The organism is Streptomyces sp. NPDC058231 (assembly GCF_042882275.1).
Taxonomy (GTDB): domain Bacteria; phylum Actinomycetota; class Actinomycetes; order Streptomycetales; family Streptomycetaceae; genus Streptomyces.
Window position 1 is genome coordinate 126,397 of record NZ_JBHVWN010000015.1, and the last position, 15,516, is coordinate 141,912.

At 73.0% G+C, this 15,516-nt stretch carries 11 protein-coding genes; 8 read left to right on the plus strand and 3 right to left on the minus strand.

Features of this window, described 5'->3' with window-relative positions; translation table 11 throughout:
* Positions 1–24 precede the first annotated feature (24 nt).
* Positions 25–1,449 carry an SWIM zinc finger family protein gene (locus ACFVXE_RS13995; RefSeq protein WP_389671370.1) on the minus strand — a complete coding sequence of 475 codons (1,425 nt, stop codon included), beginning with the start codon at positions 1,447–1,449 and terminating at the stop codon, positions 25–27.
* Positions 1,450–1,567: 118 nt separating this feature from the next.
* Here ACFVXE_RS13995 and ACFVXE_RS14000 point away from each other — a divergent pair, with 118 nt between their 5' ends.
* The 5 genes from ACFVXE_RS14000 (at position 1,568) to sucD (ending at position 8,866) form a co-directional block, all read left to right on the plus strand.
* Positions 1,568–2,680, plus strand: coding sequence for an AAA family ATPase (locus ACFVXE_RS14000; protein ID WP_389671371.1), 1,113 nt, complete (start codon positions 1,568–1,570; stop codon positions 2,678–2,680).
* Positions 2,677–5,028 (plus strand): DUF5682 family protein, encoded by a 2,352-nt coding sequence (locus ACFVXE_RS14005; RefSeq protein ID WP_389671372.1) that lies wholly within the window; start codon positions 2,677–2,679, stop codon positions 5,026–5,028. The genes ACFVXE_RS14000 and ACFVXE_RS14005 overlap by 4 nt, the downstream gene beginning before the upstream one ends.
* The gene (locus ACFVXE_RS14010; protein WP_389671373.1) at positions 5,025–6,254 is read left to right on the plus strand and encodes a VWA domain-containing protein; all 1,230 of its coding nucleotides are present in this window, start codon (positions 5,025–5,027) and stop codon (positions 6,252–6,254) included. Before ACFVXE_RS14005 ends, ACFVXE_RS14010 begins: the two co-directional genes overlap by 4 nt.
* A gap of 524 nt (positions 6,255–6,778) precedes the next feature.
* Positions 6,779–7,960 (plus strand): ADP-forming succinate--CoA ligase subunit beta, encoded by a 1,182-nt coding sequence (gene sucC, locus ACFVXE_RS14015; protein WP_389671374.1) that lies wholly within the window; start codon positions 6,779–6,781, stop codon positions 7,958–7,960.
* Between the two features lie 21 nt (positions 7,961–7,981).
* Positions 7,982–8,866, plus strand: coding sequence for a succinate--CoA ligase subunit alpha (gene sucD, locus ACFVXE_RS14020; protein WP_359106757.1), 885 nt, complete (start codon positions 7,982–7,984; stop codon positions 8,864–8,866).
* A gap of 129 nt (positions 8,867–8,995) precedes the next feature.
* On the opposite strand, the gene ACFVXE_RS14025 is transcribed toward sucD, so the two are convergent.
* Positions 8,996–10,267, minus strand: a complete 1,272-nt coding sequence (locus ACFVXE_RS14025) for a helix-turn-helix domain-containing protein (protein WP_389671375.1) — start codon at positions 10,265–10,267, stop codon at positions 8,996–8,998.
* A 124-nt stretch (positions 10,268–10,391) separates the two neighbouring features.
* Here ACFVXE_RS14025 and ACFVXE_RS14030 point away from each other — a divergent pair, with 124 nt between their 5' ends.
* Positions 10,392–12,020, plus strand: coding sequence for a DUF6350 family protein (locus ACFVXE_RS14030; RefSeq protein WP_389671376.1), 1,629 nt, complete (start codon positions 10,392–10,394; stop codon positions 12,018–12,020).
* Here the strand turns inward: ACFVXE_RS14030 and ACFVXE_RS14035 are convergent.
* Positions 12,010–12,879, minus strand: coding sequence for a hypothetical protein (locus ACFVXE_RS14035; RefSeq protein ID WP_389671377.1), 870 nt, complete (start codon positions 12,877–12,879; stop codon positions 12,010–12,012). The genes ACFVXE_RS14030 and ACFVXE_RS14035 overlap by 11 nt on opposite strands.
* 324 nt (positions 12,880–13,203) lie before the next feature.
* On the opposite strand from ACFVXE_RS14035, the gene purN reads away from it, so the two are divergent.
* Both purN and purH read left to right on the plus strand, forming a co-directional pair.
* Positions 13,204–13,860: a phosphoribosylglycinamide formyltransferase gene (gene purN / locus ACFVXE_RS14040; protein WP_389671378.1), complete on the plus strand. Its 657-nt coding sequence runs from the start codon at positions 13,204–13,206 to the stop codon at positions 13,858–13,860.
* Positions 13,847–15,400 carry a bifunctional phosphoribosylaminoimidazolecarboxamide formyltransferase/IMP cyclohydrolase gene (gene purH / locus ACFVXE_RS14045; protein ID WP_389671379.1) on the plus strand — a complete coding sequence of 518 codons (1,554 nt, stop codon included), beginning with the start codon at positions 13,847–13,849 and terminating at the stop codon, positions 15,398–15,400. Before purN ends, purH begins: the two co-directional genes overlap by 14 nt.
* Positions 15,401–15,516 lie beyond the last annotated feature (116 nt).

Sequence of the window (15,516 nt, forward strand, 5' to 3'; positions counted from 1 at the left end):
CTTCAGGGTCGGATACGGAACGGATCAGATCAGCGGCACGGTCTCGGCCGCACCGGCGGCCGGGTCGCCGGCCCAGGCCGCGAGCGGTTCGAAGCCACGGTGGCCGCACTGGCCGAATACCGTGACGGGCGCGCCGCCGGAGAGCGCGACGAGCTTCCACAGGCCGGGGCGGGACAGCGCCGCCGGGGCGACGGGCAGCGCCGAACCGCCTACGGCGTCCGCCAGTTGCCAGCCGTCGCCCGACGGCACGGGGACGACCTCGCTCAGCGTCACCGGCCAGGAGTCCAGCCAGGGATCGTCCCGCAGGGCCTGTCCGTACGCGGCGACCGCCGCCGTGGTCGTGGAGCCCGGCGGGGGACCGCCGCCCGGCACCGGCGTGCCGTACTGTCCGCCGAGCTCCGCCCGCAGCTGCCCGGCCCCCCGGTAGGGCGTGATCTCGGCGTCGACCGTGGCGCCCACCGGAAGTGCCTGGCCGGGGGAGCGCCCGGGCGCCCCGAAGGACAGCAGAACCGCGGTGTGCCCCGAGTCCCTCCCGTACAGCCATATCCGGCGGGTGACGATCCTGCCGTCCGGGGTGTCGTACTGGGCGAGGACGAGCCAGTGGTCACGGACCGGCGAACCGCCGGCGGCGGCCGTCAGCCCCACCCGCGTGCGTACCGTCGCCGCCAGCGGCTCCGGCAGCCGGTCGATGCCCAGCCAGGCGGTGTCCAGCAGGTGGAGCAGCGCGCACTCCTGGAGCAACCGCACCGGCCAGCCCGGACCGGACGCCGCGATCGCGCCCAACTCCCTTGCCCGGGAGGCGAGTCCCGGTGCCTGTGCGTCGACCATGCGGGCCGCCGTCTCCTCCCACAGCCCGTACCCCGAACGGTCGGCCGCTGCCAGGCCGCCGCGCAGCAGATCCATGAGCCGCTGCTCCAACTCCTGTGCGCCGCCGGTGATCCGCTCCGCCCGTCGCTCGGCGCGCCGCCGCGCGGCCTCGGGATCCGCCGGGCCCGCGCCACCTCCGGTCGCGTCCGCACCCGCGCCGGCCGCGGCCGGGCCGGGGCCCGGGCCCGTTCGTTCCGCCGCCCGCCTGCGCCGGCCGTCGAGCCACTCCCCGGCCCAGTCCGGCACCTCCGCCGTACCGGCCGCCGTCCCGTCCGACGCCCGGAGCAGCATCAGACCCAGCGCGTGTTTGCACGGGAACTTCCGGCTGGGGCAAGTGCATCTGTACGCGGGCGCCGTCGTGTCGACCACCGTCCGGTACGGCTTGCTCCCGCTCCCCTTGCACAGCCCCCACGCCGCCCCCGCCCCGTCGTGGCCCGCACCGGACCACGACCCGGCCGAACCGAGCCTGCCCCCCGCCCGGCGTGACGCCTCGTCAGGCGCCAGCGCGAGGACCTGGTCCACCGTCATGCACATCGCCGGGGCGGCGGTGCGCAAGGGTTCTCCCCCGTGAGATAGCAGCATGGTGACGACGGTAGGACGCGGCACTGACAATCGGCCTCCACCTGCGGAAACGGTCCATTGTCAGTGGCATGGTGCACGGTGGGGACCACATCCGGTCGATCGATCTGGAGGGGGATCCATGACCGTGTCCGAAACCACCGCAGGCATCGGCGCCGAGGCTCTGCGCCCGCACGCCGAGGACGCCTTCGCCGACGAGCTGAAGGCGCTCGCCGCCGCCGACGACCGTCCACGGCCCGCACGCTGGCGGCTCTCGCCGTGGGCCGTCGCCACTTATCTGCTCGGCGGCGTGCTGACGGACGGAACGGTGATCACACCCAAGTACGTGGGGCCGCGCCGCCTCGTCGAGGTCGCCGTCACGACGCTCGCCACCGACCGGGCGCTGCTGCTCCTCGGTGTCCCCGGCACCGCCAAGACCTGGGTCTCCGAACACCTCGCCGCCGCGGTCAGCGGCGATTCGACGCTGCTCGTCCAGGGCACCGCGGGCACGCCCGAGGAAGCGGTCCGCTACGGGTGGAACTACGCGCAGCTGCTCGCACACGGACCCAGCCGCGAGGCTCTCGTGCCGAGCCCGCTGATGCGCGCCATGTCGGAGGGGATGACGGCCAGGATCGAGGAGCTCACACGCATCCCCGCCGATGTGCAGGACTCGCTCATCACGATCCTGTCGGAGAAGACCCTCCCCCTGCCGGAGCTGGGCCAGGAGGTCCAGGCCGTTCGCGGCTTCAACGTCATCGCGACGGCGAACGACCGCGACCGCGGGGTCAACGAGCTGTCCAGCGCGCTGCGCCGCCGCTTCAACACCGTGGTGCTGCCGCTGCCCGCCACACCCGACGCGGAGGTGGACATCGTCTCCCGACGCGTCGACCAGATCGGGAGCTCGCTCGACCTTCCGGCCGCCCCCGACGGCATGGCCGAGATCCGGCGGGTGGTCACGGTCTTCCGTGAACTGCGCGACGGCGTCACGACCGACGGCCGCACCAGGGTCAAGTCCCCGTCGGGCACGCTGTCCACGGCCGAGGCCATCTCCGTCGTCACCAACGGACTGGCGCTCGCCGCCCACTTCGGCGACGGCGTGCTGCGGCCCGGAGACGTCGCGGCCGGCATCCTGGGCGCGGTCGTCCGCGACCCCGCGGCCGACCGGGTCGTCTGGCAGGAGTACCTGGAGACCGTGGTCCGGGAGCGGGACGGCTGGAAGGACTTCTACCGCGCCTGCCGCGAGGTCTCCGTATGACCGGGACCACGCCCGCCGACGGGCCGCTGCTGCTCGGGGTCCGGCACCACGGCCCCGGCTCCGCCCGGGCGGTCCGCGCCGCGCTGGACGCCGCCCTCCCGAAGGCCGTCCTCGTCGAGGGCCCGCCGGAGGGAGACGCGCTGCTGCCGCTCGCCGCCGACGACCGGATGCGTCCGCCCGTCGCGCTGCTCGCCCACGCGGTCGACGACCCCGGGCGGGCGGCGTTCTGGCCGCTGGCCGGTTTCTCACCGGAGTGGGTCGCGATCCGCTGGGCGCTGGATCACGGCGTCCCGGTCCGCTTCATCGACCTGCCCGCGGCGAACTCCCTTGCCATGACGGACTCCCCGGACGGGGCCGGGGCGGACGGGCAAGGGGGTGAGGGCGCCGGCGCGCCACCGGTCGACCCGATCGGGGTGCTCGCCGAGGCCGCCGGATACGACGACCCGGAGCGCTGGTGGGAGGACGTCGTCGAGCACCGTGCTCCGGACGGCGGACTCGTCGACCCGCGCGCCCCCTTCGCCGCGATCGGCGAGGCGATGGCGGCACTGCGCGAGGTGCACGGGGACGGCGGGCACCCCCGCGACGCCGTCCGCGAGGCGTACATGCGGATCCAGCTGCGGGCCGCCCGCAAGGAGTTCGGGGACGGCATCGCCGTCGTCTGCGGTGCCTGGCACGTGCCCGCGCTCCGCGCGCGGACGACCGTCACCGCCGACCGGGCCCTCCTCAAGGGGCTGCCGAAGCTCAAGGCCGAGCTGACCTGGGTGCCCTGGACCCACCGTCGGCTCGCCCGGCGCAGCGGATACGGCGCGGGGATCGACTCGCCCGGCTGGTACGACCACCTCTTCGCCGCCCCCGACCGTCCCCTCGAGCGGTGGATGACCAAGGTCGCCGGACTCCTGCGTGACGAGGACCGGTTCGTGTCGTCCGCCCACGTCATCGAGGCGGTCCGGCTCGCCGGGACACTCGCCGCCATGCGCGGCCGTCCACTCGCCGGACTGAGCGAGGCGACGGACGCGATCCGCGCCGTGATGTGCGACGGATCCGATGTGCCGCTCGCACTCGTCCGGGACCGGCTCGTCGTCGGCGAGACGCTCGGCGAAGTACCGGACACCGCTCCGGCCGTGCCGCTGCAGCGCGATCTGAGCCGGCTCCAGCGCACCCTGCGGCTCAGACCGGAGGCGCAGGAACGGGAGCTGGAACTCGACCTCCGCAAGGACACCGACGCGGCCCGCAGCCGTCTGCTGCACCGGCTCCGCCTCCTCGCCGTCGGCTGGGGCGAACCGTCCGCCGGCCGGGGGAGTACCGGCACCTTCCGGGAGAGCTGGCGGCTGTGCTGGGAGCCCGAACTGTACGTACGGGTGGCGGAGGCCGGCGTCTGGGGCACCACCGTGCTCTCCGCCGCGACCGCCCGGGCCGAATCGGAGGCCGTGTCGGCCACCTCACTCGCCGGGATCACCGCGCTCGCCGAGCACTGCCTCCTCGCCGCGCTGCCCGCCGCTCTGCCCGTCGTGATGCGAGTGCTCGCCGACCGGGCCGCGCTCGACGCCGATGTCGGCCACCTCGCCGACGCCCTGCCCGCCCTGGCCCGCACGCTGAGATACGGGGACGTGCGGTCCACGGACACCGCGGCACTCGGCGAGGTCGCGGCCGGGCTCGCCGAGCGGATCTGCGTCGCACTGCCGCCCGCCTGTACCGGGCTCGACGCCGAAGGCGCCGCCGAGATGCGCCGCAAGGTGGATGGCGTCCACGGTGCGGTCGGGCTGCTCGCCGGAGCCGTGGCGGCGGACGGGCTGCGCGGCCGCTGGACCGCCGTGCTGCGCAGGCTGGCCGCCCGGGACACGGTCGCGGGGGTCGTCCGGGGCCGGGCGACACGGCTGCTGCTCGACGAGGGGCGGATCGAAGAGGACGACGCGGCACGGCTGATGGGCCTGGCGCTCTCACCGGGCACACCCCCGGCCGACGCGGCCGCCTGGATCGAGGGGTTCGTCGGCGGGGGCGGCGTGCTCCTGGTCCACGACGAGCGGCTGCTCGGGCTGGTCGACTCCTGGCTGGCCGGTGTCCCCGCCGGCACCTTCACCGACGTGCTGCCGCTGCTGCGCCGCACCTTCTCCGCGTACGAACCAGGTGTACGGCGCACGCTGGGCGAGCTCGTACGACGTGGCCCGGCCGCCGGGGCACCGGCCGCGGGCGCAGCCGGAGCAGCGGCCCCCGGCTTCGGTCCGGGCCTCGACGAGGATCGGGCGGAAGCGGTGATGCCGGTCCTGCGGCTGCTGCTGGGACCGGACACCGCAGACCCGGCCGGCAGCGCCACCGGCCACACCACGGAACTGCTGGGGGCAACAGGATGACGACGGCCACGGACACCCCCACCGGCGGCGAGGCCGGTCCGGACCGCCCGGAAGCCGGGCGCGGCGCGACGGACGAGGAGCGGCTGCGGCGTTGGCGCCTGGTACTGGGCGGCGACAGCGCCGAGTCCACCGGCTGCACGCTGACCGGACGGGACGCGGCGATGGACGGCGCGCTGAACGCGCTGTACGGCGGCGGGAGCAAGCCCGGCGGACGCGGCGGGAACGAGCGCTCGGCCGGGCTCGGCGCCTCCGCCCCGTCCGTGGCCCGCTGGCTCGGCGACATCCGCACGTACTTCCCCAGCTCCGTCGTCCAGGTCATGCAGCGCGACGCGATCGACCGGCTCGGCCTCTCCACGCTGCTGCTGGAGCCGGAGATGCTGGAGGCCGTCGAGGTGGACGTCCATCTCGTCGGGACGCTGCTCTCGTTGAGCAAGGCGATGCCCGAGACGACGAAGGAAACGGCACGGGTCGTCGTGCGCAAGGTCGTCGAGGACCTGGAGAAGAGGCTCGCCGACCGGACCCGGGCCACGCTGACCGGCGCGCTCGACCGCTCGTCGAAGATCAGCCGGCCGCGCCATCACGACATCGACTGGGACCGCACCATCCGGGCCAACCTCAAGAACTACCTCCCGGAGTACGGCACGGTCGTCCCCGAACGGCTCATCGGTCACGGGCGCGCCGACCGGTCGGTGAAGAAGGACGTCATCCTCTGCATCGACCAGTCGGGCTCGATGGCCGCCTCCGTCGTCTACGCCTCCGTGTTCGGCGCGGTGCTCGCCTCCATGCGTACGTTGCGGACCAGGCTCGTCGTCTTCGACACGGCCGTCGTCGACCTCACCGACCAGCTCGACGACCCGGTGGACGTGCTCTTCGGCACCCGGCTCGGCGGCGGCACGGACATCAACCGGGCCCTCGCCTACTGCCAGTCCCGGGTGACCCGTCCCGCCGACACCGTCGTCGTCCTCATCAGTGACCTCTACGAAGGCGGTATCCGCAACGAGATGCTGAAGCGGGTCGCCGCGATGAAGGCGTCCGGTGTGCAGTTCGTGACCCTGCTCGCCCTCTCCGACGAGGGCGCGCCGGCCTACGACCGCGAGCACGCGGCGGCCCTCGGCGCCCTCGGAGCACCGGCGTTCGCCTGCACTCCGGATCTCTTCCCGGAGGTGATGGCCGCGGCGCTGGAGAGGAGGCCGCTGCCCGTACCGGACACGGAGATCTCTCGCTGACAGGCAAGCCGCGCGCGCCCGGGACGCCGGGCAGCCGCGGCGGAGGTCCGGCCCCGACCGAATGCCCGCCGACTCCGCCCGTCCGCCCGTCCGTCCGCCCACCTCCGGATCGTCCCGGACCGTGCCGTGCCGTCACTGCTCCGGAGTACCCGGGCCGAGGAGATCCGGGCCGCCGCGGAGCGCCGGGGCGGCCTCCGGCGCCGGCGGACGGTTCTCCGCCGGGTCGGGACCACCGGGCCGGACCGTGGGCGCCGCCCGGTCCCGGACCCTCCCGGTCCGCCGACGCCCACGTGCCGTTTTGTCCACTGCGACCCGGCCACCAGCACGGTCTGTGACCGTAATCACCGCTCAGGTGTGATCTGCAATTTAGGGTCCTGCGGGGCGCGGGGATAACCTGCGAGATGGACATGCCGCGTACTCGGTAACCGTGTGCGCCTTCCTTGTGACAGAGCAGTCACGTTGCCCCTCGCGGCACGCCCACGCTGAAAAAGAACCGCGAGACCACTGAAAAGGGACGGACGCGCGTGGACCTGTTCGAGTACCAGGCGAGGGACCTCTTCGCCAAGCACGGTGTACCGGTGCTGGCCGGTGAAGTCATTGACACGCCTGAGGCAGCCCGCGAGGCGACCGAGCGGCTGGGCGGCAAGTCTGTCGTCAAGGCGCAGGTGAAGGTCGGCGGCCGCGGCAAGGCCGGCGGCGTCAAGCTGGCCGCCACCCCCGACGAGGCGGTCGCCCGGGCGACCGACATTCTCGGCATGGACATCAAGGGCCACACGGTCCACAAGGTGATGATCGCCGAGACCGCGCCGGAGATTCTTGAGGAGTACTACGTCTCGTACCTCCTCGACCGCACCAACCGCACCTTCCTGGCCATGGCCTCGGTGCAGGGCGGCATGGACATCGAGGAGGTCGCGGAGAAGACCCCCGAGGCCCTCGCGAAGGTCCCGGTCGACTCCAACACCGGCGTGACGATCGAGAAGGCCCGCGAGATCGTGGCCCAGGCGAAGTTCCCGGCCGAGGTGGCCGAGAAGGTCGCCGAGGTCATGGTGACGCTGTGGGACACCTTCGTCGCCGAGGACGCGCTCCTCGTCGAGGTCAACCCGCTCGCCAAGGTCGCCTCCGGCGACGTCCTGGCGCTGGACGGCAAGGTGTCTCTCGACGAGAACGCCGACTTCCGTCAGCCCGGCCACGAGGCCCTCGAGGACAAGGCCGCGGCCAACCCGCTCGAGGCTGCCGCCAAGGCCAAGAACCTCAACTACGTCAAGCTCGACGGCGAGGTCGGCATCATCGGTAACGGTGCCGGTCTGGTCATGTCGACCCTGGACGTCGTCGCGTACGCCGGTGAGAACCACGGCAACGTGAAGCCCGCCAACTTCCTCGACATCGGTGGCGGCGCCTCCGCAGAGGTCATGGCGAACGGCCTGGAGATCATCCTCGGCGACCCGGACGTCAAGTCCGTCTTCGTCAACGTCTTCGGTGGCATCACCGCCTGCGACGAGGTCGCCAACGGCATCGTCCAGGCTCTTGAGCTGCTCAAGAGCAAGGGTGAAGAGGTCACCAAGCCGCTGGTCGTGCGCCTCGACGGCAACAACGCGGAGCTGGGTCGCAAGATCCTCTCCGACGCCAACCACCCGCTCGTGCAGCGTGTGGACACCATGGACGGCGCGGCCGACAAGGCCGCCGAGCTCGCCGCGGCTGCGAAGTAAGGGACGAGGGACTCCAACACCATGGCTATCTTCCTCACCAAGGACAGCAAGGTCATCGTCCAGGGGATGACCGGTGCCACCGGCATGAAGCACACCAAGCTCATGCTGGCCGATGGCACCAACATCGTCGGTGGCGTGAACCCGCGCAAGGCCGGAACGACCGTCGACTTCGACGGCACCGAGGTACCCGTCTTCGGCTCCGTCGCCGAGGCGATGGAGAAGACCGGCGCCGACGTGTCCGTCCTCTTCGTGCCGCCGGCCTTCGCCAAGGCCGCCGTCGTCGAGGCGATCGACGCCGAGATCCCCCTCGCCGTCGTGATCACCGAGGGCATCGCCGTCCACGACTCGGCCGCCTTCTGGGCGTACGCCGGCTCGAAGGGCAACAAGACCCGGATCATCGGCCCGAACTGCCCCGGCCTGATCACCCCCGGTCAGTCCAACGCCGGCATCATCCCGGGCGACATCACCAAGCCCGGCCGCATCGGTCTCGTGTCGAAGTCCGGCACGCTGACCTACCAGATGATGTACGAGCTCCGTGACATCGGCTTCTCGTCCGCCGTCGGCATCGGTGGCGACCCGGTCATCGGCACGACGCACATCGACGCCCTCGCGGCGTTCGAGGCCGACCCCGAGACCGACCTGATCGTCATGATCGGCGAGATCGGCGGCGACGCCGAGGAGCGTGCGGCGGACTTCATCGCGAAGAACGTCACCAAGCCGGTCGTCGGTTACGTCGCGGGCTTCACCGCCCCGGAAGGCAAGACCATGGGCCACGCCGGCGCCATCGTCTCAGGCTCCTCCGGTACCGCGCAGGCGAAGAAGGAGGCCCTCGAGGCCGCCGGCGTCAAGGTCGGCAAGACGCCGACCGAGACCGCCAAGCTGGCGCGCGAGATCCTCGGCGCCTGATCGCTCCTTGCGGTTCCGTCTCCGCTCGGGCGGACGGACGGCGCGGGCCCGTACCCCTCTTCCAGGGGTACGGGCCCGCGCCGTTTTCTCATGTGTGCGCCCGTCTCGTGGGCGTCCGGGGCGTCCGGGTCATCTCGGCTGCGGAACCAGCCGCGCCCGGCCGTGCACGACCTCCTCGCTGAGATTCCTGTGCACCTTCAGGTCGTGCGGGCTCAGCCGTTGCGGACCACTGCGCGGAGCCACTCCGCCGACCCGCTCGGCGGGTGCCGAAGGCGTTTCGTACCGCGCCGGAGCCGTGAGCGTGACGATCGCCGCGAGACCGAGGAGCAGGACCATGAAGCCGATGGCCGCCCGTGTCCAGAGCACGGCCCGGTGCTCGCTGCCGGCCCGGATCGCGCGGGCCGCGGGCAGTGCGGCCATCGGCTGGGTGAGGGCGAGCGCACCCAACTGCTCGCGCAGCAGGGCCGACTGGCCGGCGGGATCCGGCGGGAGCGCCAGCCCGGGTATCCGGTCGGTGACCGCGGCCCGTGCGTTCCTCAACCGGCCCGCCGCCGCCGGAGTGCTCGCCTCCGTCTCCGCGGCGGTATCCGGCAGATCCAGGCCCACGCCGTCGTGGAGCAGCAGCGTGCGGCGGTACGACGACGGCAGGTCGAGCAGGGCCTGGAGCAGGGCGCGCGGACCGGGTGCGTCGGGCGGCGGGTCGACCTGACGGTGCGCCCGGCGCAACTGGTGCCAGGGCGACACCGCGTACTCGTACGCGGCTGCCCGCACCCAGCCCGCCGGATCCCGGTCCACCGCGACCTCGGGCCAGCGGTGCCAGGCCTGTTCGAAGGCGCGCTCGACGGATTCACCTGCGAGGTTCCGGCGCCCGGTCAGCAGGAACGTCTGGCGGAAGAGGGCGCCGGCGTTGCGCGCGTACAGCTCGTCGAAAGCCTCCGCGGCGGTACGGGACGGGGTGTCGGCCCCGCCGGGTATGGGTGCCGGTGCGACGGAGCGCACCGATCCGGTCCCCGCCGGTGCGCGTCCCGATGGCGGGGACGGTGGTGGCGGTGGGACCGGCGCCGGGGACGGTGAGGGCTGTGGCGGGGACGGCGACCGCTTCGTCGGGCCGGAGGGTCCGGTCCGTGCGTCGCGGGCGCTGTGGCCGGGGGCGCGTTCGACGGCGTCCTGCGGCTCCGTACCGCCGGCGCCGTCCGGGCATATCAGCTTCGCGTACGTCTCACGCTTGCGCCCCTGCGGGCTGGTGCGTCCCGATTCCCAGGCGCGGACCGTGGCCGGGGTGACACCCACGGCCCTCGCCACCTGTTCCTCACTCAGCGCCTTCGCCTCGCGCAGTCGGCGCCGCTCCTTGGGGGAGGGCAATGGGGAGGGGTCGGCCGTGTCGGTGGAACTCTGCGTCATTCCCGACCTCCGGCGTGCCTCCACTGGGTGAAAAAGTGCATAACCGTATATTGAACGACACAGCGGTCATGCGCCTGTTGCACGAAATGGGCATCTGTCGTTGGGAACATGAGATGTGACCCAAATGACCGAACGCTCACAGCTCCCGGCAGGGCGGGGGCGGACCTCCGTACTCGCATCCGCTTTTCTGCGGGGGGTACTTGCCGCGGGACTCGGACTCGGCTCGCTCACCGTGCTCGTCATGGTGGTGTGGATCAGCTCCCCGGCCCCCGACAGCGGCTTGGGCGGGGCCCTCCACACGGCGGCCGGGATCTGGCTGCTGGCGCACGGCGCCCAACTCGTCAGGACCGACACGCTGAGCGGGGCTCCCGCACCCGTCGGTGTCGTCCCGCTGCTGCTCACCGCGGCGCTGGTGTGGCTCGTGCACCGGGTCGCCCGCGACGTGATGGAGTCCGACGAAGGGCGCGCGGCGCCGTCGGCCCGCACCGCCTTCTGCCTGGTCACGGGCGGATACCTGCTGGTCGCGACGGTGGTCGCGCTCTATGCGAAGGGCGGGCCGATGCCCGCGCAGCGGTGGTCGCTGCTGTTCCGGATGGTTCCGGTGGTGGCGGGCGCGGCGGCTGCCGGGGTGTGGACGGCGGCCGGTCGGCCGGTCGGACCGGCGCCGTCCTGGGCGCCGGCGCGCCTGCGCCGGATGCTCGCGCGGTCCCGGTTCCCGGAGCGGGTGGACGCGGTGTGCCGGTCGGCCGCGGCCGGCACGGTCGCGCTGCTGGGCGGCGGGGCGCTGGTGACAGCGGTGGCGCTGGTGTGGCACGAACGGGCGGTGCAGGACTCGTTCCTGGGGCTCTCCGGCGACTGGACGGGACGGGCTTCGGTCGCACTCCTGGCCCTGGTGCTCGTCCCGAACGCGGCCATGTGGGCGGCCGCGTACGGGCTCGGACCGGGTTTCGCCCTGGGTACGGCGTCCACGGTCACTCCGTTCGCCCTCACCGGCCACCCGGCGCTGCCGAACTTTCCGCTGCTCGCGGCGGTGCCGGCGGTGGGGCCGGGGACGCCTCCGAACTGGGCGGCCGTGGTGGTGCCGGTCGCGGCCGGGGCGACGATCGCCTGGTTCACGGCGCGGAACGCGGTGCCCGTGCGGGGCATGCGGCAAGGGGTGTGGGGTCTGTGGGAGACCACGCTGACGGCCGCGCTCGCCGCGGTGGGATGCGGCGTCGGTGCGGCGGTACTGGCCGCGGCCGCCGGGGGGCCGCTGGGCACCGGGGCGCTCGCGGAGTTCGGCCCGGTCTGGTGGCTCACCGGGGCGGCGGCGCTGGCATGGACGATGCTGCTCGGAGTGCCCGGGGCGCTGCTGCTGAGGGGATGGCGACTGCGGGAGTGCCCCGGCGCGGAGGAGGACGGTGCGATTCCCGCCGCAGCCGGTGTCAGGGCGTTGGAGCAGTCGGGTGACGGGCAGCAGTCATGGCGGCTGCCGCGTGCGCACCGGGGCGAGGACGCGGCAGCCGGGACGGCGCCCGGCAGCCGCGGCCTAGCCGCTGCCGCGCCGCCGTCCGCACCCGTGCCCGCACCGGCGCGGGACGACAGCGCGGGGGGCTCCGGTCTCGGGTCGTACTACTTCCTGCCGACCGGCCCCTGGCAGGAGCGGGCCGAGGAGGAGGCGCCCTGGGCCCCCCTCTTCACCGGGATCGAAACGCCGCCGGCCCCGCCTTCGGAGGCAGGGCCGGCGGATGGACCGGGAGGCGCTAGTTCCTGACTCCGAAGAACGGCTCCAGAGGCTTCGGCAGCAGATCGTTGCAGGCCAGCTGGCCGGACTTGGTGAGCGCGTCGTTCACGCAGGTGTAGTAGTCGCGGTAGACCAGTTGCACCGTGAACGTCGTCGCGACGATCGACAGTGCCAGCAGCGCCGTGACGAGACCGCTGACCGCGGCCGTCGTCTGCGGCCTGGTCTGGCCCTGCGCATAGGGGGCGGCGGGCCCGGGGGCCGGAGCGCCGGACGGGGCGGAGGCGGAGCCCGTACCGGCGGAACCGGCAGTGCCACCCTCCGTCGTCGGGCTCTTCGGCTTGGCGCGCAGGGCGCTGATCGACCAGTACACGGCCAGTGCGCCGAGCAGCAGGGCGATCTCCGGGAAGTCGAAGATCGCGAAGAAGAAGGCCCACATGCCGGAGAGCAGCGCGTAACGGGCGCGGCGCTGGGCGGGGTCGGTCGGGTCCCAGCGCAGGCCACCGGGCTTGTTCTCGGGGCCGCCCTGGCCACCGGGGCCGTTCGGCCCGCCCTGGCCCCCGGGACGGCCGCCGAACCCGCCGCTCTGGCGGCCCGGCTGATGGCTGCTCCACTGGCTGCCCCAGACCGGACGGTCGTCTGAGGAGCCGCCCTCGGGCGACCCGTCACCGTTCCCGTCCGAGCCGTCGTTCCCGCCGCCGTTCGCGTTCCCGCCGTGCGACGGGTGGCGCGGCTGCCACGGCTGGTCGGGGCGGTTCTCCGGCGGTGCGGCGAACGGGTTGTCGTCCTTGTCCGAGGAGGGGCCCGACGGGGACTGGCGTTCCCTCAGCAGCAGTGAGGACCGCTCGGGCAGCGGGTGGCGGAAGGCGGTGCGACGGCGTCGGTCCGGCATATGGTGAACGTCTTCCCCATCTCGTCATTTCCGCCCTGCGGACGGTTCGCTGTCCCTGACGCTACCTCCCGGCCAGGAGGGGCCGAAAGCTGGGAGCGCGGCGGTGAGTGGCCGATACCTTGCGCGCGGCCACCCGCCCCCTTCGGACGAGGCCCTCACCCCCGTCCCGTGGGGGGTCCCCAAAGGTGCCGGTATCGTTGCTGACGGTCGGCCTCTTCGTAGAGTTCCCCGTATCGAGGGGCGCGATTCATTCGTACGACCGTACAAATAGCGTCGCTCTGTTTCACCGCGCGAGGCTTCACCACGCGAGAAAGGGCCCCAGCCGTGGCCTCCCCGCCTCCTTCCGCCGCCCCGGCCCGCCTGGTCGTGCTGGTCTCCGGCTCGGGTACGAACCTCCAGGCGCTGCTCGACGTGATCGCCGACGACCCCGCGGGCTTCGGTGCCCAGGTCGTCGCGGTCGGCGCCGACCGCGACGGCATCGTCGGCCTCGAACGGGCGGAGAGCGCGGGGATCCCGACCTTCGTCTGCAAGGTCAAGGACCACGCCACCCGCGAGGAGTGGGACGCGGCGCTCGCCGCCGCCACCGCGGCGCACCGCCCGGACCTCGTGGTGTCCGCGGGCTTCATGAAGATCGTGGGAAAACGGTTCCTCGCCGAGTTCGGCGGCCGCTTCGTCAACACCCACCCCGCCCTGCTCCCCAGCTTTCCCGGTGCCCATGGGGTGCGTGACGCCCTCGCGTACGGCGCGAAGGTCACCGGGTGCACCGTCCACTTCGTCGACGACGGCGTCGACACCGGTCCGATCATCGCGCAGGGCGTGGTCGAGGTGACCGAAGAGGACACGCCGGAGGGCGAAGCCGCTCTCCACGAACGCATCAAGGAAGTCGAGCGCAAGCTGCTCGTCGAGGTCGTGGGGCGGCTCGCCCGTAACGGCTATCGCATTGAGGGACGAAAGGTTCATCTCGGTCATGTCGGTGAATAAGCCCATCCGCCGCGCCCTGGTCAGTGTCTACGACAAGACGGGGCTCGAAGACCTCGCCCGCGGTCTGCACGAGGCGGGCGTCGAGCTCGTCTCCACCGGTTCGACCGCCGGGAGGATCGCCGCCGCCGGTGTGCCGGTCACCAAGGTCGAGGAGCTCACCGGCTTCCCCGAGTGCCTCGACGGCCGGGTGAAGACGCTGCACCCGCGCGTGCACGCCGGCATCCTCGCCGACCTGCGCCTGGACGCACACCGCGAGCAGCTCGCCGAGCTCGGTGTCGAACCCTTCGACCTCGTCGTCGTCAACCTGTACCCGTTCAAGGAGACCGTCGCCTCCGGCGCCTCCGCCGACGAGTGCGTGGAGCAGATCGACATCGGCGGCCCGTCGATGGTCCGCGCCGCCGCCAAGAACCACCCGTCGGTGGCCGTCGTCACCAGCCCCGAGCGGTACGCCGACGTGCTGGCCGCGGTCAAGGCGGGCGGCTTCGACCTGACGGCCCGCAAGCGGCTCGCCGCCGAGGCGTTCCAGCACACCGCCGCGTACGACGTGGCCGTCGCCTCCTGGTTCGCGGACGACTACGCCGCCGCCGACGACTCGGGCTTCCCCGACTTCTTCGGCGCGACGTACGAGCGCGGCAACGTCCTGCGGTACGGCGAGAACCCGCACCAGCCCGCCGCGCTGTACACCTCCGGCTCCGGCGGCCTGGCCGAGGCGGAGCAGCTGCACGGCAAGGAGATGTCGTACAACAACTACACGGACACCGACGCCGCGCGCCGGGCCGCGTACGACCACGCCGAGCCGTGCGTCGCGATCATCAAGCACGCCAACCCGTGCGGCATCGCGATCGCCGACGACATCGCCGAGGCGCACCGCAACGCGCACGCCTGCGACCCGCTGTCGGCGTTCGGCGGGGTCATCGCCGTCAACCGTCCGGTGACCGTCGCCATGGCCGAACAGGTCGCGGAGATCTTCACCGAGGTCATCGTCGCCCCGGCCTACGAGGACGGTGCCGTCGAGGTCCTCGCCCGCAAGAAGAACATCCGCGTGCTGCGCTGCCCCGACGCCCCGGCCTCCACGGTCGAGGTCAAGCCGATCGACGGCGGCGCGCTGCTCCAGGTCACCGACCGGCTCCAGGCCGACGGCGACGACCCGGCCAACTGGACCCTCGCCACCGGTGAGGCGCTCTCCGAGGACGAACTCGCCGAGCTCGCCTTCGCCTGGAAGGCGTGCCGCGCGGTCAAGTCCAACGCGATCCTGCTCGCCAAGGGCGGCGCCTCCGTCGGCGTCGGCATGGGCCAGGTCAACCGTGTCGACTCCGCGAAGCTCGCCGTCGAGCGGGCGGGCGAGGAGCGGGCCCGCGGTGCGTACGCCGCATCGGACGCGTTCTTCCCGTTCCCGGACGGCCTGGAGATCCTGACCGCGGCCGGCATCAAGGCCGTGGCCCAGCCCGGCGGTTCGGTCCGTGACGAGCTGGTCGTCGAGGCCGCGAAGAAGGCGGGCGTGACGATGTACTTCACCGGCACTCGGCACTTCTTCCACTGACCGCGAGCGGTTCGCGCGAAGGGGGCGCCCCCGGACTCCACGGGCCCGGGGGGCCCCCGCGGGCGCGGCCCGGACGCCCCCGCGCGGGGGGGGGGGGGGGGCGGCGGCGGGGGGCC